At 70.0% G+C, this 19,215-nt stretch carries 15 protein-coding genes and 1 pseudogene; 12 read left to right on the forward strand and 4 right to left on the reverse strand.

From position 1 onward, the window contains the following. From RUTHE_RS09785 to RUTHE_RS09825, 9 genes are all read left to right on the forward strand, one after another. Window positions 1-1,177: KpsE/RkpR family capsule polysaccharide export protein (locus RUTHE_RS09785; RefSeq protein ID WP_021098233.1), on the forward strand; the 1,177-nt coding region annotated here is incomplete at its 5' end. Between the two features lie 12 nt (window positions 1,178-1,189). Next, window positions 1,190-1,849, forward strand: a complete 660-nt coding sequence (locus RUTHE_RS09790; protein WP_021098234.1) for an ABC transporter ATP-binding protein — start codon at window positions 1,190-1,192, stop codon at window positions 1,847-1,849. A gap of 186 nt (window positions 1,850-2,035) precedes the next feature. Continuing rightward, a complete protein-coding gene (locus tag RUTHE_RS09795) occupies window positions 2,036-2,431 on the forward strand; it encodes a hypothetical protein (RefSeq protein ID WP_021098235.1) in 396 nt (131 codons plus the stop codon). Between the two features lie 29 nt (window positions 2,432-2,460). Next, on the forward strand, window positions 2,461-3,114 hold the full coding sequence (locus tag RUTHE_RS09800) for a hypothetical protein (RefSeq protein WP_021098236.1): 654 nt from the start codon (window positions 2,461-2,463) through the stop codon (window positions 3,112-3,114). 62 nt (window positions 3,115-3,176) lie between these two features. Further along, complete coding sequence (locus RUTHE_RS09805) at window positions 3,177-4,754, forward strand: DUF4214 domain-containing protein (RefSeq protein WP_281167470.1); 1,578 nt, start codon at window positions 3,177-3,179, stop codon at window positions 4,752-4,754. Window positions 4,755-4,898: 144 nt separating this feature from the next. Beyond that, window positions 4,899-5,912, forward strand: a complete 1,014-nt coding sequence (gmd, locus tag RUTHE_RS09810) for a GDP-mannose 4,6-dehydratase (protein ID WP_021098238.1) — start codon at window positions 4,899-4,901, stop codon at window positions 5,910-5,912. 45 nt (window positions 5,913-5,957) lie between these two features. Beyond that, a complete protein-coding gene (locus RUTHE_RS09815; protein WP_051150437.1) occupies window positions 5,958-8,483 on the forward strand; it encodes a glycosyltransferase in 2,526 nt (841 codons plus the stop codon). 3 nt (window positions 8,484-8,486) lie between these two features. Continuing rightward, a complete protein-coding gene (locus tag RUTHE_RS09820; RefSeq protein WP_021098240.1) occupies window positions 8,487-10,274 on the forward strand; it encodes a hypothetical protein in 1,788 nt (595 codons plus the stop codon). Between the two features lie 3 nt (window positions 10,275-10,277). Beyond that, window positions 10,278-11,699: a mannose-1-phosphate guanylyltransferase/mannose-6-phosphate isomerase gene (locus RUTHE_RS09825; RefSeq protein WP_021098241.1), complete on the forward strand. Its 1,422-nt coding sequence runs from the start codon at window positions 10,278-10,280 to the stop codon at window positions 11,697-11,699. Window positions 11,700-11,716: 17 nt separating this feature from the next. On the opposite strand, the gene RUTHE_RS09830 is transcribed toward RUTHE_RS09825, so the two are convergent. Next, the gene (locus RUTHE_RS09830) at window positions 11,717-12,049 is read right to left on the reverse strand and encodes a hypothetical protein (RefSeq protein WP_021098242.1); all 333 of its coding nucleotides are present in this window, start codon (window positions 12,047-12,049) and stop codon (window positions 11,717-11,719) included. Window positions 12,050-12,060: 11 nt separating this feature from the next. Further along, window positions 12,061-13,146, reverse strand: a complete 1,086-nt coding sequence (locus RUTHE_RS09835) for a DUF2793 domain-containing protein (RefSeq protein WP_021098243.1) — start codon at window positions 13,144-13,146, stop codon at window positions 12,061-12,063. 171 nt (window positions 13,147-13,317) lie between these two features. Here RUTHE_RS09835 and RUTHE_RS09840 point away from each other — a divergent pair. From RUTHE_RS09840 to pncB, 3 genes and pseudogenes are all read left to right on the forward strand, one after another. Further along, window positions 13,318-14,718: pseudogene (locus RUTHE_RS09840) on the forward strand (phosphohexomutase domain-containing protein). 37 nt (window positions 14,719-14,755) lie between these two features. After that, a complete protein-coding gene (gene pncA / locus RUTHE_RS09845; protein ID WP_021098246.1) occupies window positions 14,756-15,355 on the forward strand; it encodes a bifunctional nicotinamidase/pyrazinamidase in 600 nt (199 codons plus the stop codon). Further along, window positions 15,355-16,644: a nicotinate phosphoribosyltransferase gene (gene pncB / locus RUTHE_RS09850; protein ID WP_040645746.1), complete on the forward strand. Its 1,290-nt coding sequence runs from the start codon at window positions 15,355-15,357 to the stop codon at window positions 16,642-16,644. Before pncA ends, pncB begins: the two co-directional genes overlap by 1 nt. Before the next feature lie 15 nt (window positions 16,645-16,659). On the opposite strand, the gene RUTHE_RS09855 is transcribed toward pncB, so the two are convergent. Together RUTHE_RS09855 and RUTHE_RS17050 are read right to left on the reverse strand one after the other, a co-directional pair. Continuing rightward, window positions 16,660-18,777, reverse strand: coding sequence for a glycosyltransferase family 2 protein (locus tag RUTHE_RS09855; protein ID WP_021098248.1), 2,118 nt, complete (start codon window positions 18,775-18,777; stop codon window positions 16,660-16,662). Beyond that, the gene (locus RUTHE_RS17050) at window positions 18,774-19,166 is read right to left on the reverse strand and encodes a hypothetical protein (RefSeq protein ID WP_211217746.1); all 393 of its coding nucleotides are present in this window, start codon (window positions 19,164-19,166) and stop codon (window positions 18,774-18,776) included. Before RUTHE_RS17050 ends, RUTHE_RS09855 begins: the two co-directional genes overlap by 4 nt. Window positions 19,167-19,215: the final 49 nt, after the last annotated feature.

The raw sequence follows: 19,215 nt of genomic DNA on the forward strand, positions 1-19,215 counted from the left end.
TCGCCCGCCGGCGGCCCCAGCGTCCCCGCCGGCCAGCGCCCTTGGCGCCGCAGTGGGCCCGACGGCGCGCCCGGCCGGGATCCGCGGCCGGCACATCCTGCTGATGCTGAGCTTCCTGCTCTTCGTCGTGGCCCCGCTGGCCGTCACGGGCTGGTATCTCTGGGCACGGGCGGCGGATCAGTATGCCTCCACCGTCGGCTTTTCCGTCCGGCGCGAGGAGGGGGGGACGGCGATGGACATCCTCGGCGGGATCACGGCCATCACGGGCTCGAGCTCGAGCGATACCGACATCCTCTATGAATTCCTGCGCAGCCAGGAGCTTGTCGCGCGCCTCGATGCCGAACTCGACCTGCGGGCCATCTGGTCCAAGCCTCAGGACGACCCGGTCTTCGCCCTCGATCCCGAAGGAACCATCGAGGATCTCGTCGCCTACTGGAACCGGATGGTGCAAATCGGCTACGACAGCAATTCCGGCCTCATCGAGATCCGTGCCCTGGCCTTCGACCCCGCCGATGCGACGCGGATCACCCGGGCACTGTTCGACCGCAGCGCCGAGATGATCAACGAGCTCAGCGCCGTCGCGCGCGAGGATGCCATCGCCTATGCCCGCCAGGAACTGGCCGATTCGGTCGAGCGGCTCAAGGAGGCCCGCCAGGCCCTGACCGCCTTCCGCAACCGCAACCAGATCGTCGATCCCACGCTGGACCTGCAGAGTCAGGCCGGCCTGATCGGCACGCTGCAGGGCCAGCTTGCCGAGGCCCTGATCGAGGTGGACCTGCTGCGCGAGACGACCTCTGCCAGCGATCCCCGTATCGCCCAGGCCGAAAGGCGGGTGGCCGTCATCGAGGAGCGCATCGCCGAGGAACGCCGCAAGCTCGGCCTCGGGACCGATACCGAGGGCGAAGCCTATGCCGAGCTGATCGCCGAATACGAGAGCCTGGCCGTCGAGCACGACTTCGCCCAGCGCTCCTATGTGGCAGCACTGGCCGCCTATGACGCCGCCCTTGCCGAGGCACGGCGCAAGACGCGCTACCTGGCTGCCCATATCCTGCCCACCACCGCCGAAAGCGCGCGCTTTCCCCGGCGCTGGATGCTGTTCGGTCTGACCGGGCTCTTCCTCTTCATGGCCTGGTCGATCGGGGCGCTGGTCGCCTATTCCCTCAAGGACCGCCGCTGAGGGGACAGGGCCGTGGTCCGCCTCGAGAATCTCACCAAGGTCTTCGTCCTCGAGGGGCGACGCAAGGTTGTGGCGCGCAACATCACCGCCACCTTTCCCACGGGGCGGTCCGTGGCGCTGCTGGGCCGCAACGGGGCGGGCAAGTCGTCCCTTCTGCAGATGATCGCCGGAACGATGCGGCCGACATCCGGGCGCGTCCTGTCCACGGGAACCATCTCCTGGCCCGTGGGCTTTGCCGGCTCCTTCCATGCGGATCTGACGGGTCTGCAGAACACGCGCTTCATCGCCCGCATCTATGGCGTGGACAGCGACGAACTGGTCGCCTTCGTCGAGGATTTCGCCGGTCTCGGCCAGCATTTCCGGCTGCCGCTGCGAACCTATTCCTCGGGGATGAGATCGCGCCTTGCCTTCGGCGTGTCGATGGGGATCGCCTTCGACACCTATCTGGTGGACGAGGTGACGGCGGTGGGCGACGCCGCCTTCCGGGCCAAGAGCACCGAGGTCTTCCGTGCCAGGATGGCCAATGCCGGGGCCATCGTCGTCAGCCACGCCATGAACCAGCTGCGCGAGATCTGCGATTGCGGCGCGGTTCTCGAGGATGGGCATCTCTACTATTACGACGATCTCGAGGACGCCATCGCCCATCACACGCGAAACATGGACGCCGGCTGAGAACGCGGGTGGCCGGTCGGGCCATCCCGGAACCGAACAAGGCAGCGGCATGGCAAGGTGTTGACGCAAGCTTGACCCATCGCGCGCATGCCGCGCGAATGCCTTCGGCCTGCCATCTTCCTTTCCGATCCTGTCGCAAGCCGCACCCGACCCTGCCCGCCAGACGATGGCGAAAGGGCAGCGGGGATGGCGGCCTTCGGAATCGTGCGGGTGCGGGCGGACGGGCCGGCCGATCTGGCCACCGGGATCACGGGCCTTGCCCTGCATGAGGGGAGTGGCACTGTCCGTCTCTATGCCGTGACGGGAAGCCAGGGCGGCATCCTCGCCCGCGACGTGCTGCGCGACCTCGCGCCGGCCGGCCTCACCGCCCATCCGCGCCCGGCAGGCCGCCCGAGCGAGGCCGATACAGCCGTGATCGAACTGGGCGGGCGCAAGGCTCTGGCAAGTTGGGGCCTGGGGCAGGGGGCAACCCTCTCCTGGATCGACAACACGGGCGCGCTGTCGCAACCCGCCGCCCTGGCTCTGGGCACAGACACCCTGACCACGCTGGCCGCCCTCTCCCTCGGGGGGGGCGCGACCTGATCGCCGCAGGCAGCCTGCAGGGGCAGGGCGTGCAGACCTGGCTGCGCGAAGCCGATGGCCGTCTTCTGCCGCTCGATCATCTGTCGACCGGTTGGGCCGCGGGGACGGCGACAGCCCTGCAGGGTGGGGCGGCTCTCGATGTCCCGGATCTGGCCTTTCTCGATCTGGGCGGCGGCAGACGCCTGCTGATCGCCGCCTCGAACATGCAGGGAGGACTTGCCGCCTGGCACATCGGGGCGGACGGCAAGGCCTCGCTTGCCGATGCCCTGGGAGCGCCGGACGGACTTCCTGTCGCCCTGCCCTCTGCCCTGACCTCGGCACAGGCCTGGGGGCGCCATGTTGTCTTTCTCGGGGCCGCGGGCAGCAGCTCGGTCAGCGTCATCGAGGTCACCGCAGCAGGGCAGCTGCGGCCGCTCGATCAGGTCGGCGACGACCGCAACACCCGCTTTCAGGCCATCACCCATCTCGAGACGGCGCAGATCGGGGACCGGACCGTGCTGATCGCCGGGGGGGCCGATGACGGGCTGACCGCCATGACCCTGCTTCCCGACGGACGGCTGCTGCATCTGGCCACGCTCGCCGACCCCGGCGGCACCGCCCTTGCCGGTCTGTCGGCTCTGGCGCTGCGTGTCTCGGGCGGGGGCTCGACATCTTCGCCGCCGGCAGCGGCAGCGCGGGCGTAACCCAGATACGGCTTGATCCGGGGCCTCTGGCGCCCCTGCAGCGCGCCGGCGACAGCGGCGCCATCCTCACCGGCGATGCACGCGGCGACCTGCTCTGGGGCGGGGCCGGGCGCGACAGCCTGTCCGGTGGGGCGGGCGATGACATCCTCTTCGACGGGGCCGGCCAGGATCAGATGCGGGGCGGTCCGGGGGCAGATGTCTTCGTGATGGCAAGGGACGGAACCTTCGACCGCATCGTCGATTTCGAGCCGGGGATCGACCGGCTCGACCTCTCGCGCTGGGGGCCGATCTACGGTCCCGAGGCCCTGAGCCTCCATCGCGTGTCCGGCGGGATCGAGATCCGCTACGGGGCCGAGCGGCTCCAGCTCCTTTCCGCCGATGGCCGGGCGATCGACCCCGCCAGCCTGGGTCTGCGCGATCTGACCGATCTGTGGCATCTCGGCCCCCTTGTCCTGCCCAATCAGCCGCGCACGCTGACGGGAACAGCAGGGGCCGATCACCTCCTCGGAGGGGAGGGGGATGACCGCCTGATCGGGCTGGGCGGGTCCGATACCCTCACCGGAGGAGCCGGAGCCGACCGGCTTCTGGCAGAGGGGAGCGATCCCGAATTCGATGCGGCATCTGCCCGGATCTATCGCCTCTATGGTGCGACGCTCGACCGCCCCCCCGACGAGCCAGGACACTGGAGCTGGACGCAGGCCCTGCTCGGCGGCCGGTCCTATCTGTCGATTGTCGAAGGATTCACCGCCTCGCGCGAGTTCCAGCTGCGCTACGGAGCGACCGATGATCGCCAGTTCGTCACCCTGCTTTACAACAATGTGCTCGACCGGGCCCCCGATCCGGGCGGGTTGGCCCACTGGACCGGACAGCTCGCCTCGGGACAGATGACGCGCCCCGAGGTCGTGCGCGGCTTTGCCGAAAGCCGCGAGTTCCAGACAAAGACGGAGGCCGGGGCGCTCGCCTTCTCGCGCGCGGGTCTGGAGGCGAAATGGTCCGACGAGGTCTATCGTCTGTATGGTGCGGTGTTCGACCGTGAGCCGGATGCGGGGGGGTTTGCGCATTGGGCGGAGGCGCTGGCAGGGGGGCGGCCCTATCTGTCGGTGGTCCAGGGTTTCACCGCCTCGCGCGAGTTCCAGCTGCGCTACGGGGCGACCGACGATCGGCAGTTCGTCACCCTGCTTTACAACAATGTGCTCGACCGGGCCCCCGATCCGGGCGGGTTGGCCCACTGGAGCGGACAGCTCGCCTCGGGACAGATGACGCGCCCCGAGGTCGTGCGCGGCTTTGCCGAAAGCCGCGAGTTCCAGACGAAGACGGCCGCCGGACTGAAGGCCTGGATGCGCGCGCAGGGCGTCGATGACCGGATCGAAGGCGGGCCGGGGAACAACCTGCTCCAGGGCGGCATCGGCGCCGATGTCTTCGTCTTCGACCGCAGCGACGGCGGCACCCACCGCATCGCCGATCCCGAAGCCTGGGACTGGCTCCAGTTCCGCGGCTTCGGCTATACACAGTTCGCACAGGTCATCGAACACATGACCCAGATCGGCACGGATCTCCGCTTCCAGGACCAGGGAACCACCGTCATCCTCTCCCACACCACAGTCGCCGACCTCTCCCCCGACATGTTCCTCTTCGGGTGAGGCCGCCACGGCTGCCGGGAGCGGCAGTCCCTTGCCGGCTGGCCGCCCCTGCCGGCCCGCCGCGCCTTGCGATGCACGATATGCGGCACTATCACTCCGCAGGCGATATCCGGCATGTCGCGCAGCGATTTAGGACCAAGGCCATTGAAAAGTGCATTCATCACCGGCATCACCGGACAGGACGGGGCATATCTCGCGAAATTCCTGCTCGAGAAGGGCTATGAGGTGCATGGGGGGGTGCGCCGCATCTCCCAGGCCGAAACCACCCGGCTCGAGGCGCTGGGCGTGGCAGGCGATGTGCATCTGCACGAATTCGACCTGACCGAGGCCAACGCGATCTTCCGCATCATCCGCGACGTGCCGATGGACGAGTTCTACAACCTCGCGGCCCAGAGCTTCGTCGGCGCCTCCTGGGAGCTGCCCGTCTATACCGCCGAGGTGGACGGCCTTGCGGTGGTACGCATCCTCGATACGCTGCGCACGCTCAAGCCCCGGACACGCTTCTACCAGGCCTCCACATCGGAGATGTTCGGCCTCGTGCAGGAGGTGCCCCAGCGCGAGACGACGCGGTTCTACCCGCGTTCGCCCTACGGGGTGGCCAAGGTCTATGGCCACTACATCACGGTGAACTACCGCGAGAGCTTTGGGATGCACGCCTCCTCGGGCATCCTGTTCAACCATGAATCGCCCCTGCGCGGCAAGGAATTCGTCACCCGCAAGATCACGCTGGCCCTGGCCCGGATCGCCCGGGGCGGATCCGATCCGGTGGTGCTCGGCAATCTCGATGCGCGCCGCGACTGGGGTTTCGCGGGCGACTATGTGCGCGGCATGTGGCTGATGCTCCAGCAGGAGACGGCGGACGACTATGTCCTGGCCACGGGCGTGACGACCCCGATCCGCGATTTCGTACGCTTTGCCGCCGAGGCGCTGGGCATGGATCCGGTCTTCGAGGGCGAAGGCGTGAACGAGATCGCCATCGACCGGCGCAGCGGCAAGCGCATCCTCGAGGTGAGCGAGAAGTTCTTCCGCCCCGCCGAGGTGGACCTGCTGATCGGCGATGCCAGCAAGGCGCGCGAGAAGCTCGGCTGGGTGCCCGAGGTGGATGTGCGCCAGCTGGCCGAGATGATGGCCAGGGCCGATTACGACGCGCTGGGCTGAGGGGGTGGCAGGATGGCCGACGGTCTGGACGGTCTGAGGCGTCGCATGCGCCGGCAGATCGCGCCGCTAGCCCGGCGCATCGGCGTGGGCGGACGCTATCGCGGCAATATCGACGCCTTCATCAATGGCGAGATGATCGGCTGGGCGGCGCGTGCCGCCGACGGGGCCGGGCGGCTCACCGTCGGCCTGTTCACGCTTGACGGGCTGCTGGCCACGGCCAGCGCCTCGATCCAGCGCAACGATGTGCGCGATGCCGGGATCGGCGACGGCGCCTGCGGCTTCGTCTTCCGCCTCGACGAAACGATGCTGACCGCCGCGCGTCAGGCCGGGGGCACGCTGATCGTGCGCGTCATGGACGGGGGCGGCGGGCATGAGATCGGCCGCTGGCAGATCCCCGGCAGCGCGCCCCGAGACGCCGCCGGCAGAGGGGGATCCCGGCTGGCCGTGTCGGCCGCGAACGAACCGCATGCGGCCCAGTGCCGCGGGCTGCTCTACTACGACCTGGTCACCTGGCGGCGTCTCCTCTCCGAGCTGGATCAGGCCGGGGGCGAGCCGGCCCCGCCCCCGCTCGAACGCCATGCCCGCCTCTTCGAACCGGCGGCGGACTGGCCGGCTGCGCAGGAAGGACGCCAGCTCGAACCGATGGCGGCCTATCTCGAATACACCAAGTTCCGCACCCGCAAGGAGCGCGACTTTGACACCGAGGCCAGCCGCGAGGATCGCGACCATTTCCTCGACTGGTATGTCGGCAGTTATGGCGTGATCCGCAACGGCCTGCGACCGCCCCTGCCGCGTGAGGCGGTCGCCCATCTCAACGAACTGCTGGTCATGGGCGGGCAGAAAGTCCCCCTGACGCGGCTGATGTGGTGGCGCCTGCTGCGCCGCCCCCAGGAGGAGATCGCCGGAGCGCTGGCCGATCTGGCGGACCCTGCGCGCGTGACGCGCGTCCTCTACTGGTGGGCCTGGGAGGAGGCGCGCAAGCTCTTCGTCGAGGATTTCGCCGTCACCGACCGCCATGCCGAGATGCTGGCGGCCGTGCCGGTGAGCCGCAAGGACGATGTCTGGCCCTTCTCGCCCTTCCTCGACCATTATCACGCCGCCAACCCCCAGCTGCATTTCCTGTCCCCCGCCAGCCCCGGCGACCGGCGCGTGGTGACGCTGACGCTGATGCTGGCGGCGGCGACACGCCCCGATGTGCTGCGCTACCTCCCGCGCCGATCGGTCGAGCGCGCGCTCGAACCCCAGCCGGGCGGATCGGAGCTGGAGCGGTTCTTCCGTGCCGTCGCGCTGAGCGACGAGCCGCTGCCCCGCGAACGCTATGCCGCCGCGCTGCGGATGCAGGGCTTCGATCTGGAACGCCGGCGATTCCTCTTTGCCACACCGGACGGGCATCGCCTGCTTGCGGCCGCCATGCCGCGCCCCGCGGGAGAGCCGGTGGATGTGCAGATCATCGGCCCCTTCGAGAAGGCCTCGGGTCTGGGCCAGGCGACGCGCCTGTCGGCGGCGGCGCTCGATCGCACGGGCCTGTCGGTGAACCGGGTCAATTTCGGTCTCGACAACCCTGCACCCGAAGGCTTCTCGACCGCCTCCGCCGCCTCGACCCGCTACCGCCCGGCCCGGATCAACCTGATCCACCTCAATGCCGAATCGGTCCCGCTGGTCTTCGCCTACGAACCCGACGTCTTCTCCGGCGCCTACAATATCGGCTACTTCTTCTGGGAGCTCGACAGCCCGGCCCTGTGCCACTATCTCGCATTCGACCTGCTCGACGAGATCTGGGTGTCGAGCGATTACGGCGTGTCGATCTACCGCCCGGAGGCGAAGGGCCGGCCGGTCGTCAATGTCGGCATGGCCTATGAGGATCCCCCCGCCATCGACCGTGCCGCAGCGCGCGCCCTGCTCAACCGGCGACTGGGTCTGAAGGGGGACGAGTTCGTCGTCCTCACCACCTTCGACAGCTACTCCTTTGTCCAGCGCAAGAACCCGCTCGGCGTCATCGAGGCGTTCCGGCGCGCCTTCGGCGACCGCCCGCAGGCCCGGCTGCTGATCAAGACGCAGAACCGGACCAATGTCTTCGATCCCGTGCAGGAACGCATCTGGAACCGCGTGGATGCCGCCCTGGCCGCCGATCCGCGCATCCTCCTGCTCAACGAGACACTGGATTACCGTGCCCTGATCGAGCTCAAGGCCGCCTGTGATGCCTATGTCTCGCTCCACCGCTCCGAAGGCTGGGGCTTCGGCATGATCGAGGCGATGGCCCTCGGCGTGCCGGTCGTCTGCACGGGCTATTCGGGCAATCTCGAATTCTGTTCGGAGGAGACGGCCTGGCTGGTGAACTCCCGAGAGATCATGCTGGCCCCGGACGACTACATCTTCGTCCGCCGCGGCCAGAAATGGGCCGATCCCGACCTGGATCATGCCGCCCGCCAGTTGCGCACCCTGCATGACGATCCCGCCCTGCGGGCCGCCCGCGCCGCCGCTGCCCAGCGCCGCGTGCGGCAGGACTTCTCGCTGGATGCGATCGCGCGGCGCTACGGGGCGCGGCTGCGCGAGCTGCTCAAGGAGCACTGAGGCATGTTCGGCAATTTCGGCTGGCGTCATCCGAAGCCCGCCTCGCCCCCCGGCCTTGCCGGATCCGCTGATCTGGCGCATCCGCGGGAAACGGTCCGCCCCCCGCAAGGACAGAGCCATGACCAGAAGGGCCAAGACATGAGCCATATCCGCGTCGTGACCTGGCCGCGGGGCGGCGAGAGCCTGATCCTGCGCAGCCTGCAGGCGGCCCTGGGCGCGCGCGCACCCTGGCTCGCCGAGGCGTCGGCCCGCGACGACGGGTCCGATCCCGCGGCGGCCCCGCCGGGCACGCGCCTCGTCATCGAGCACGAGGAGTTCCCCGCGGGCGTCGTCCGGCGCTTTGCCGAGGCGGTGGCGGAAGGGCATCCCGACGGCGTGGAGGCCTTCCGCCGCTTCGCCAGCGAGGAGTTCGGGCGCTTCCTCGACTTCATGGAGACCTGGGGAAACCCCGACGCCCCGGACGGACGCCTCGTGGTGCCGCGCGAAGGGCTGCGCGCCGATCCGGCCGCCTGGCTCGCCTGGGCCTCGGGGGCGCTCGACCCCGCACTGCTGCTCGAGGGGACGGCGCTGGAGGCGGCCGCCGCGCATCTGGCCACGCTGACGGCCGAGACCCCGCCCCCCACCCTGCCCGACTTCGTGGACGAGACGCTGGCCGGGCAGATCGGCGCGCTGCGCCTGCGGCGCGAAGCGGTGCGCGAGCTGTTCCAGTCGGTCATGGAGCGCCCTCTCGAGGAGAAGAGCGTCCTGCATTTCCAGGGCATGGCCGATCTCGACCACATGCGGGACGCCCTGCTGCGGTCGCGCGAATACAAGGCCCTTCAGGCCCGCAAGGCCGCCGCTCAGAACCCTGTGGGCGAGCTCGCCGCAGAGGGGCTCACGGATCAGCAGCTCCGCTTTGCCTGGAAGCTCTTCCTGGCCCGCGCCCCCCAGCCGGAGGAGCTGGACCGCCTGCGCAAGGCCGGCGGAACCCTGGCCAAGACGCGCGCCGCGCTGATCCGCTCGCCGGAATTCCTGCGCCTCTTCAACCGGCTGCGCGGTATGGGCGCGAGCGGAGATGAGCCGCGCGTCCTTGTGCATATCCATGTCCCCAAGACCGCCGGCACAAGCTTCAACGGCATCCTGCGCGCGCAGGTCCCGAAGGAGGCCTGGCTGCCCCTCACGGTCGAGACGATGGGCGATCTCCTCCGCCTGCCGATGGAGGCGCGCCGCGCCATCCGCCTTGTCACCGGACATGTCGAGCACGGCGTCGGACAGCATTTCCCGCAGGAGACCCTCTATCTGACCATCCTGCGCAAGCCGGGGCCGCGGCTCTTCAGCTTCTACCTCTTCGTGCGGCGGACCCCCACCCATCCGCTGCACCGGATGGTCAGCGAGGCACAGATGTCCTTCGCCGATTTCCTGCGCAATGCCGACCGCCTGCCGGGGCTGCGCAACGAACTCGACAGCGGCCAGATGCGGCGGCTGGCCGGGATGCTCCGGCCGCAATTCCTCGGCCGCGAGGAGGAGGCCTTTGCCCGGGCCGTCCACAATCTCTTCTCCCCGGACATGATCTTCGGATTGACCGAGGATTTCGACGGCTTCCTCCAGCGGCTCCTGGCCCTGGGAATCATCACCCAGGCCCCGCCGCTGCGGGAGAACATCTCGCCCGAACGGGACCGGTTCGAGGCGGAGGTCGCCGCCCTGCCCCCGGATGCCCGGGCCATCTATGACCGTTTCCTGCACTGGGACAGCAGGCTTTACGACATCTGCTCGGCCTATCTTGCCGGGGCAAAACAGCCGGAAGGAGTCTGAGCCATGATCACCCCCATCCTTCTCTGCGGCGGTTCGGGGACGCGGCTGTGGCCGCTGTCGCGGGCCAGCTTTCCCAAGCAGTTCGCCGCCATCCTGGGCGAGGAGAGCCTGTTCCAGGCCTCGGCCCGGCGATTCCGGGGGATGGGATTCGCCGATCCGCTGGTGGTGACAGGCGATCCCTTCCGCTTCATCGTCGCCGAACAGCTCGAGGCCTGCGGCATCCGCCCCCAGGGAATCCTGATCGAGCCCGAAGGGCGCAACACCGCCCCCGCCGCCGCGGCCGCCGCGCTGGCCGTGATGGAGGCCAATCCCGAAGGGCTGATGCTGATCGTGCCTTCGGATCATGCCGTGGCCGACCCGGCCGCCTTCCGCGAGGCCGTCACACGCGGGCGCGCCGCAGCCGAGGCCGGGCGCATCGTCACCTTCGGGATCCGCCCCACCCGCCCGGAAACCGGATTCGGCTGGCTCGAGGAAGGCGCGGAGGGCGAGGAGGGCGAAGGCGGGGTGCGCCGCCTGGCCCGCTTTGTCGAGAAGCCCGATGCCGCGCGCGCGGCCGAGATGCTCGCCGGAGGGCGCCATCTGTGGAATGCGGGGGTCTTCCTCGCCCGCGCCGCAACCTTCGTCGAGGCCTTCCGCGAGCATGCCCCCGCGATCCTCGAGGGCGCCCGCGCCGCCCTGACAGGCGCCAGACGCGATCTGGGCTTCCTGCGGCTCGACCCGGCGGCCTGGGCCGCCATCCCGGAGGATTCCATCGATTATGCCGTGATGGAAAAGGCCCGCAATGTCAGTGTCGTCCGCTTCGAGGGGCAGTGGTCCGATCTCGGCTCCTGGGAGGCGGTCTGGCAGGAAGCGGGGCCGGATGCGCAGGGCAATGTCCGGCACGGCCCCGTCACCTGCATGGATTGCGAAAACACGCTGCTGCGGTCCGAATCCCCCGATATCGAGGTCGTCGGCATCGGCCTGAAGAATGTCGTGGCCGTGGCCATGCGCGATGCCGTCATGGTCGCCGATCTGAGCCAGGCCCAGAATGTCCGCAAGGCCGTTGCCACGCTCAAGGCCCGGGGGGCCAAGCAGGCCACGCATTTCCCCGTCGATCACCGCCCCTGGGGCTGGTTCGAGACGCTGATCCTGGCCGACCGCTTCCAGGTCAAGCGGATCCATGTCAATCCCGGCGCGGCCCTGAGCCTGCAAAGCCATGTCCACCGCTCCGAACACTGGATCGTGGTCAGCGGCACAGCCCGCGTCACCGTGGATGGCGAAACCCGGCTCCTGACCGAAAACCAGTCGATCTACATCCCCCTGGGCGCCGTGCACCGCATGGAGAACCCCGGCAAGGTGCCGATGGTCCTGATCGAGGTGCAGACGGGCAGTTACCTCGGCGAAGACGACATCATCCGCTACGAGGACATCTACGCCCGCTCCTGAGGGGAGGGCCGGTGCCGTCACGGCCCGGCCCCGTCCTGCCCGGGCAGAGGCACCGGGCCGTCGGCCTCGACCGCAAGAGGGGCCGGGAAGCGCACCGCTTCCGGCGCATCCGCCCCATGCGGCAGCAGAAGCGACAGATGAAGCCGCCCCACACGCCGTTCCACAGGGCCGATGATCCAGGGATGCGGCACCACCACATCCCCCGCTTCGTCCCGCTGCGACAGATCAAGCGGCGCCCCTTCGGCCGCGGCCGACAGATCCACCCTCTCGCCGTTGATGATCAGGGTTTCCCCTTCGCGGATCAGCGTCAGCGTGCTGTCCATCCGAACCGGAACCAGCGTGATGATCATGACACCCCCCCTCAGAACCAGCGGCCGATCGCCATGCGGCTGTGCGGAAGGTTCACCCCCGCACTCGTCATGACCGTCGCCCAGTTGCGATAGGCCTGCGACGTCGTTGTCGCGGCACCCCGCAGGAAACAGCCCCCATAGCGGTCCGACCGGGTGCCCGTAATCGTAACCGCAGGCGGCACGCTGAACGCCGCCGGAAAGGTCCAGGTGATATCCGCCGGGCTGACCCACAAATTCGTGTGCGGGTTGTCCGTCAGCCCCTCGGTCGTCACGATACGTTGCCAGCAGATCTGGGTGCCATCGGCATAGCGCACATAGTCCCCGTTGCTGTTGCTGCCCCGTTCGATCACCGCCCCCGTGGGCACCCCGCCGGACTGGGACACCGAACCCAGCAGATTGCCGCGATGAAAGGCCAGCTGCCCCCCGATGGTGACCCCAGAGGCCAGCGCCACCGCCCCCGTCGATCCGGCAATCGACAGCGCCGTCGCCCAGGACGACCCGTCCGCGCTGACCTTGATGGCAAAGTCGTCCGACCCCGCCGTTCCCATCTCCGCCCGGCCGGACCAGCCGGTCTGGAACAGCAGACTGGCCGTGTCAGACGCCGCCGCCTTGTTCACCTTCACCTGATGCCCCGCACCGGCATGCGTGAACAGCACCGCCGGCGAAGACACCGCCAGGCGGTTGGTCGTGTCGGCAGTGGCGTTGATGCCGAGCGAGGCCGCCGCCAGCGGCGAGGCCGAGCCGTCGTCCCAGCCCGAGGCCAGACGCTGGATCAGGCGCGCTTCGGCCAGCACATGCACCCGCCAGCCCGGGCGGGGGGTGATGAAGGACCAGGCGCCATCCTCCCACACGGCGATCTCGCCATCATGACCGGACCAGGCGCCGGTCGCACCGGCGGCGACCAGATGACGCTGGCCGGGGGCGGGATCGGCCGGAGGGGCCGTGCGGTTGCGGTCCTCCACCGCAAGCTGGACCAGCACATCGAGCAGGCGCAGCGCCTCGTTGTGCGTGACATGCTTCTGCGCCTGGGCCGGCAGGAGATAGGGCAGGCCGAGATGAGGCGAGGCATCGGGCCTTTCGGCGGGCGATTCGGACATCGGGCGGGCTCCGGTCTGGATGCGTGCGATTGCCGCCCGGTCTAGCGGGGGAAAGGTTAAGACTTTCCTACAGCACCGCGCGCCCCGCAGGGCGATTGCGCAACGCCCCGTTTGGGGGTTCAAGGAACAGGCGAATCACCCGCAACCCCTTGACGGACAGGAGAGGACGGCATGGCCCCCAAATTCGGCACAAGCGGCCTGCGCGGCCTGGTCGCGGAGCTGACCCCCGCCCTGGTGGCCGACCATGTGCGCGCCTTCCTGGCGGTCTGCCCCCATGGCGGGGGGCTGTGGCTGGGCGAGGATCTGCGCGACTCCTCCCCCCATCTGGCCGAGGCGGTGGCCGCCGCCGCCCGCGGCGAAGGCGTGCCCGTGACACGGGCCGGCCGCGTGCCGACCCCCGCCCTTGCGCAGGCGGCGATGGCGGCGGGGCAGGCTGCCATCATGGTCACCGGCAGCCATATCCCGGCCGACCGCAACGGCCTCAAGTTCTACACCCCGGCGGGCGAGATCACCAAGGCCGAAGAGGCGGCGATCCTTGCCGCCCTGGGACGCCCCGGCGCGGGACGTGAGGCCCCCCTGCAGGTGGTCGAGGCGGCCGGCCCCTATCTGGACCGGATCGTGACGGGCTTCGGCGCGGGGGCGCTGGCCGGGCTGCGGATCGGCATCTGGGAGCACAGTTCCGTCGCCCGCGATCTGATGCATGCCATGCTGCGCGCCCTGGGCGCCCAGACGGTCGGCTTTGGCCGGGAGGAGAGCTTCCTGCCCGTGGACACCGAGGCCGTGCCCCCCCCACGCGCGAGCGCCTGGCCGCCTGGATCGCCGAGCACCGGCTGCATGCGCTGGTCTCCACCGATGGCGATGCCGACCGGCCGCTGATCGTGGGCGAGGATGGCCGGATCCTGCCCGGCGACGTGCTGGGGCCGGTGACGGCCCAGCTTCTGGGGGCAGAGGTGGTCTGCACCCCGGTCTCCTCCAACAGCCTGGTGGAGGAGATGGGGATGCGGGTCCTGCGCACGCGCATCGGATCGCCCTTCGTCATCGCCGCGATGCAGGCCGAGGGGGGGCGCGTCGCCGGCTACGAGGCCAATGGGGGATTCCTCCTCGGCTTTACGGCCGAAGGGCCGGGCGGGCCCATCCCCCCCCTGATGACGCGCGATGCCGCCCTGCCGATGGTGGCGGTGCTGGTCGCGGCGAAGGCGGCCGGCGGCCTTGTCCCGCTGCGTGCCCGGCTGCCCGCACGCTTCACCGCCGCCGACCGGCTTCAGGAGGTGGACATGGACCGGGCCGGGGCCTTCCTCGCCCGAATCGACCGGGACGCGGACGCGCGCGCGACCTTCCTTGCCGATCTGGGCCTGCCGCCGGAGGAGGGGGCAGACCGCACCGATGGCCTGCGCCTGCGTCTGCGGGGGGGGCGAAGTGCTGCATCTGCGCCCCTCGGGCAATGCGCCCGAATTCCGCGTCTATGCCGAAGCCGCCGCGGCGGACCGGGCCGAGGCGCTGCTCGCCCGGGCGCTGGCCGCCGTGGGCGCGGCGATCGGACAGCGCGTTGACCCCGCAGACAACGGCGCCTAGGCATGAACCGGCGGAGGACCGGGGAAGGGGGAATCCGATGCGCGCAGCCGACGAAGCCCTGATCGTCATCGATGTCCAGAACGACTTCTGCCCCGGCGGCGCCCTGGCGGTGGCCGACGGCGATGCCATCGTGGAGGGCATCAACCGGCTCTGGGAGGAGTTCCCCGCCGTCGTTCTCACGCAGGACTGGCACCCGGCAGGGCATTCCTCCTTCGCCTCGAGCCATGGGGCCGAACCCTTCTCCACCACCCGCATGCCCTATGGCGAACAGACCCTCTGGCCCGATCACTGCGTGCAGGGCACGCCCGGCGCGGCCTTCCATCCCCGCCTGCGCACCGATGCCGACCTGATCCTGCGCAAGGGCTTCCGGCGGGAGGTGGACAGCTATTCCGCCTTCTTCGAGAACGACCGCAGGACGCCCACCGGCCTGGCCGGCTATCTGCGCGAAAGGGGCCTCGGGCGGCTGACGCTGGTGGGGCTGGCCACCGACTACTGCGTGAGCTTCTCCGCCCTCGATGCGGCGCGGCTCGGCTTTGCGGTGACGGTGCAGGAACGCCTGACGCGGCCCATCGATCTGGACGGATCGCTGGCGGCGGCCCGCGCCGCCTGGGCCGAAGCCGGGGTCCGGGTGGCATGATCGACCTTGCGACCCGGGTCTGGAACCATACCTGGAAGATCGATCCCATCGTCCGGTCCCTTCTGGACACGGATTTCTACAAGCTGCTGATGTGCCAGTCGGTGCGGCGCAGCCACCCCCAGACCCGCGTCACCTTCGAGCTGATCAACCGCTCGCGCCATGTGCCGCTGGCGCGGCTGGTGGACGAAGGCGAGCTGCGCGAACAGCTCGACCATGTGCGCAGCCTGCGCCTCAGCCGGGGGGAATCGACCTGGCTGCGCGGCAACACCTTCTACGGCAAGCGGCAGATGTTCCGCCCCGACTTCATGGAATGGCTCGAAGGGCTGCAACTGCCGCCCTATCATCTGGAACGGCAGGGCGACCAGTACCGCCTGACCTTCGAGGGACCCTGGCCCGAGGTCATGCTGTGGGAGATCCCCGCCCTGGCGATCATCATGGAGCTGCGTTCGCGCGCGGTGCTCAAGGGGATGGGACGTTTCGCCCTGCAGATCCTCTATGCCCGGGCAATGACCCGCGTCTGGGAGAAGGGCGAGAGGCTGCGCCGCATCGAGGGGCTGCGCCTGGCCGATTTCGGCACCCGGCGGCGCCATGGCTATCTGTGGCAGGACTGGTGCGTGCAGGCCATGATCGAGGCCCTGGGAGAGAAGTTCATCGGCACCTCCAACTGCCTGATCGCCAAGAAGCGCGATCTGGAGGCCATCGGCACCAATGCCCATGAGCTGCCCATGGTGCGCGCCGCCCTCGCCCCGGATGACGAGGCCCTCCGCCGCGCGCCCTATGAGGTGCTGGCCGACTGGCAGGAGGAGCATGAGGGCAATCTGCGCGTCATCCTGCCCGATACCTACGGCACGAAGGGCTTTCTGGAGAATGCGCCGGACTGGCTGGCCGAGTGGACAGGCATCCGCATCGATTCGGGCGATCCGGTGGAGAATGCCGAACTCGCCCTCCGCTGGTGGCAGGCCCATGGACAGGACCCGCGCGAAAAGCTGCTCGTCTTCTCCGACGGGCTCGATGTGCCCGAGATCGAAGCCCTGCACGCCCGATTCGCGGGACGGGTGCGGCTGACCTTCGGCTGGGGCACGCTGCTGACCAATGATTTCTCCGGCCTGGTGCCGGGGGATGCGCTGGCGCCCTTCTCGCTGGTCTGCAAGGCGGTGGCCGCGGAGGGGCGCCCGACGGTGAAGCTTTCGGACAATCCCGAAAAGGCCATGGGCCCGCCCGAGGAGGTCGCCCGTTACAGGCGGGTCTTCGGCGTGGGCGAACAGATCGCGCGGGCCGTCCGGGTCTGACGGGCGTCCGCCCCCTCAGCCGCCCGCCGGCCGGAGCGCCCCGAGGATCGCGGCCGCGGCCTCCTCCGGCGTGGCCGGCAGGGGAAGGACGCAGGCCGCCTCGCCCCGGGCCTGGGCCCTGCGGACCGCTTCGCCCTGGGCCCCCAGATCGAAGGCGATGACCGGCAGGCCGGTGGCCAGCGCCTCATGCGTGGTGAAGGAGAAGGTCTCGGGCCAGACCGAGGGGATCAGCCAGTGCGTGATCCCGTAGCGACGCACCAGATCCGGGATCTCGGTCTGGACATAGCCCCCATGCACGCGCGCCGGCCGCCGCAGGCGGAAGGCCGGATCGAGATCCCCCAGCACCACGAGGCCGATTCCCCGCGCCCCGTCCCGCGCAAGCTGTCGGCTCAGCGCCGCAAGGACGCCCGCCCCCTTGTGCTCGCCGATATTGCCGAGCACCCCGATGACGGGCCGCGCCATGGGAGAGGGCGGCGGCAGACGGGGCAGATCCACGAGCGGGGCATGCGGGTGCAGCCGGATGCGCCCGGCCGCCTCGGGCCAGACCTGGGTGACGATCTCCCGGCTCGAGCCGGAGAACACGACAATCGCGTCGGCGGCGGCGATCAGCCGGCCCCATTCCCTCTGCCATGCGGCAAGATCCACCAGGCGGCCATCGGGGCGCATCGTGCTGTGCCCGTCCCTCTCCCGCCCCGGCATCGGCACGCCGCGCCAGACCCCATCGGCCCCGAGCAGCGTATAGGCAGGGCTGACGGGGAAATAGTCGTGGAACAGGACCTCCAGCCGCTGCCCCTCGCCCTCGGCCAGGGCAAGCAGCAGGGCCGGGATCTCGATCGGATCCGGATCGCCCACCCCGCAGGCATAGACGACGCGGCGACGCGGCAGGACCGACAGCAGGCGCAGCGCCGTGGCGGCCTCGTCGGTGCCGGCAGCGGTGCTGCCGCCCGGGACATGCAGCTCGATCCGCCAGCGGGCCGCCGTCCCCACCCGCAGGACAACGGCCGCACCCAGCGACTGCACCGCAGCGGCCACGCGGCGGCTCAGGTCGTGACCGGCGCCCCCCCCGAGGGCATGGGCGAGGAAGACCGGCACCGGTCTGTCCCCCGCCCGCGCCGCCGCCCAGGCCAGCCCCAGGGCCAGCCGTTCGGTGACGAGAGGATCCTCGCCGATGAAGCGCTGCACCTCGCCGTCGAAGGCGGGATGGCGGGCCGAGACGATCTGGCCATTGCGCCGCAGCAGGGCTGTCTTCTCTGCGGCCCCGAAGGAGGCGCCGCCGCGATGTTCGACAAACAGACCCGTCTGGCAGAGATGCCGCCCCCCCATCGCCGCGACCCGCTGGCACCAGTCCACCTCCTCGCCATAGCCGCGGCCGAAGACGGGATCGAACCCCCCCGCCTGTGCGAGAAAGCGGGGCGCGATCGCCATGCAGAAGCCGACGCCGGTGGGGGCCTCGGGCAGATCGCTCTGCGCCGGCAATCGCCGGGCCAGTGCATCCACCGCATCGGCTTCGCCCGGCTGCAGCGCCATGGGCCGGCAGATCGTCGGGACGGACATCAGCTCGGCATCGTTCGACATCGGCGTGACGGTGGCCGCCGTGGGATCGGCGAGCGGCGCCACAAGGCGCGAGAGCCACCCTTCGGGCACCAGCGCATCGGTATTGAGCAGCACGACCGGCGCCTGGGGATCCCGCTCGCGCGCCAGGGCCAGGCCGCGGTTCACCGCCCCGATGAAGCCGAGATTCGTCTCGTTCTCGATCAGCGTCGCCCGCGACGGGCCCCAGGCGGCCACCCGCGCGCGCAGGAAGGGGCGGATGCGCGGATCGGGCGAGGCATCCTCGACCAGCAGCAGATGCCAGGGCCTGTCGGAATGGCGTTCCACGCGATCAAGCGCTTCGGTCAGCAGGTCGAAGGCCCCGTAGACCGGCATGACGATCAGGACGGGCTGATCGGTCCGGTCGTCCCTGCCGGAGGGCGGGACGGCAGGCCCTGCGTGCTGCTCAGGATCGGGCAGGCAGGCCGGATCGATGACCAGATCCCGGCCGGGCGGGCCCAATCCCAGCACGCGCTTGACGCGCTCGCGGGCACCGCTGTCGCGCATGCGCAGCCAGCGCAGGGCCGCCGGCGCCGCCTTCATGGCGCGCCAGAGGAAGCCGGGCAGAAGCAGGACCCGGGCCAGGGCCAGGCGCGGGGCCGCAGGCGTGGGCAGGGTGAAGCGGCAGCTCTCCTCCCCGAGGGCGAGATCGAGGATGGCTTCGCCGGGCAGGAAGGGCAGATCGAGGCGGAACGCCGGCAGTCCCCCCCCCGGACCCGTGGATGGACGGCGTTGCGGCGCCCGCCGAGTTCGAGCGTGACGAGATCGGCCTGTGCCTGTCCTTCGACGATGAGGCGACCTTCGGACAGGCTCACCCTCTCGACCCGGCCCAGAGGGCGCCCGCCGGCGTCCTGCAGCAGCGGCCCCCGGAGGCTGATCGCCAGATGCCGCTGCGCATAGCGCCGGTAGAGCCGTCCGAACCGTGCCGTCACAAGGGTGGCCTCCCCGCTGCCCCATGTCCTGCATGCGGCCCTTGCCGGG

The sequence above is a fragment of the Rubellimicrobium thermophilum DSM 16684 genome, assembly GCF_000442315.1.
Taxonomy (GTDB): Bacteria; Pseudomonadota; Alphaproteobacteria; order Rhodobacterales; family Rhodobacteraceae; genus Rubellimicrobium; species Rubellimicrobium thermophilum.

What these genes read in the sequence shown, in the direction of transcription:
- RUTHE_RS09795 (WP_021098235.1), top strand. Translation starts at nt 2,036, where the DNA reads ATGGCGGCCTTCGGAATCGTGCGGGTGCGGGCGGACGGGCCGGCCGAT.
- RUTHE_RS09815 (WP_051150437.1), top strand. Translation starts at nt 5,958, where the DNA reads ATGCGCCGGCAGATCGCGCCGCTAGCCCGGCGCATCGGCGTGGGCGGA.
- RUTHE_RS09820 (WP_021098240.1), top strand. Translation starts at nt 8,487, where the DNA reads ATGTTCGGCAATTTCGGCTGGCGTCATCCGAAGCCCGCCTCGCCCCCC.
- RUTHE_RS09825 (WP_021098241.1), top strand. Translation starts at nt 10,278, where the DNA reads ATGATCACCCCCATCCTTCTCTGCGGCGGTTCGGGGACGCGGCTGTGG.
- RUTHE_RS09830 (WP_021098242.1), bottom strand. Translation starts at nt 12,049, where the DNA reads ATGATCATCACGCTGGTTCCGGTTCGGATGGACAGCACGCTGACGCTG.
- RUTHE_RS09835 (WP_021098243.1), bottom strand. Translation starts at nt 13,146, where the DNA reads ATGTCCGAATCGCCCGCCGAAAGGCCCGATGCCTCGCCTCATCTCGGC.
- pncA (WP_021098246.1), top strand. Translation starts at nt 14,756, where the DNA reads ATGCGCGCAGCCGACGAAGCCCTGATCGTCATCGATGTCCAGAACGAC.
- RUTHE_RS09855 (WP_021098248.1), bottom strand. Translation starts at nt 18,777, where the DNA reads ATGAAGGCGGCGCCGGCGGCCCTGCGCTGGCTGCGCATGCGCGACAGC.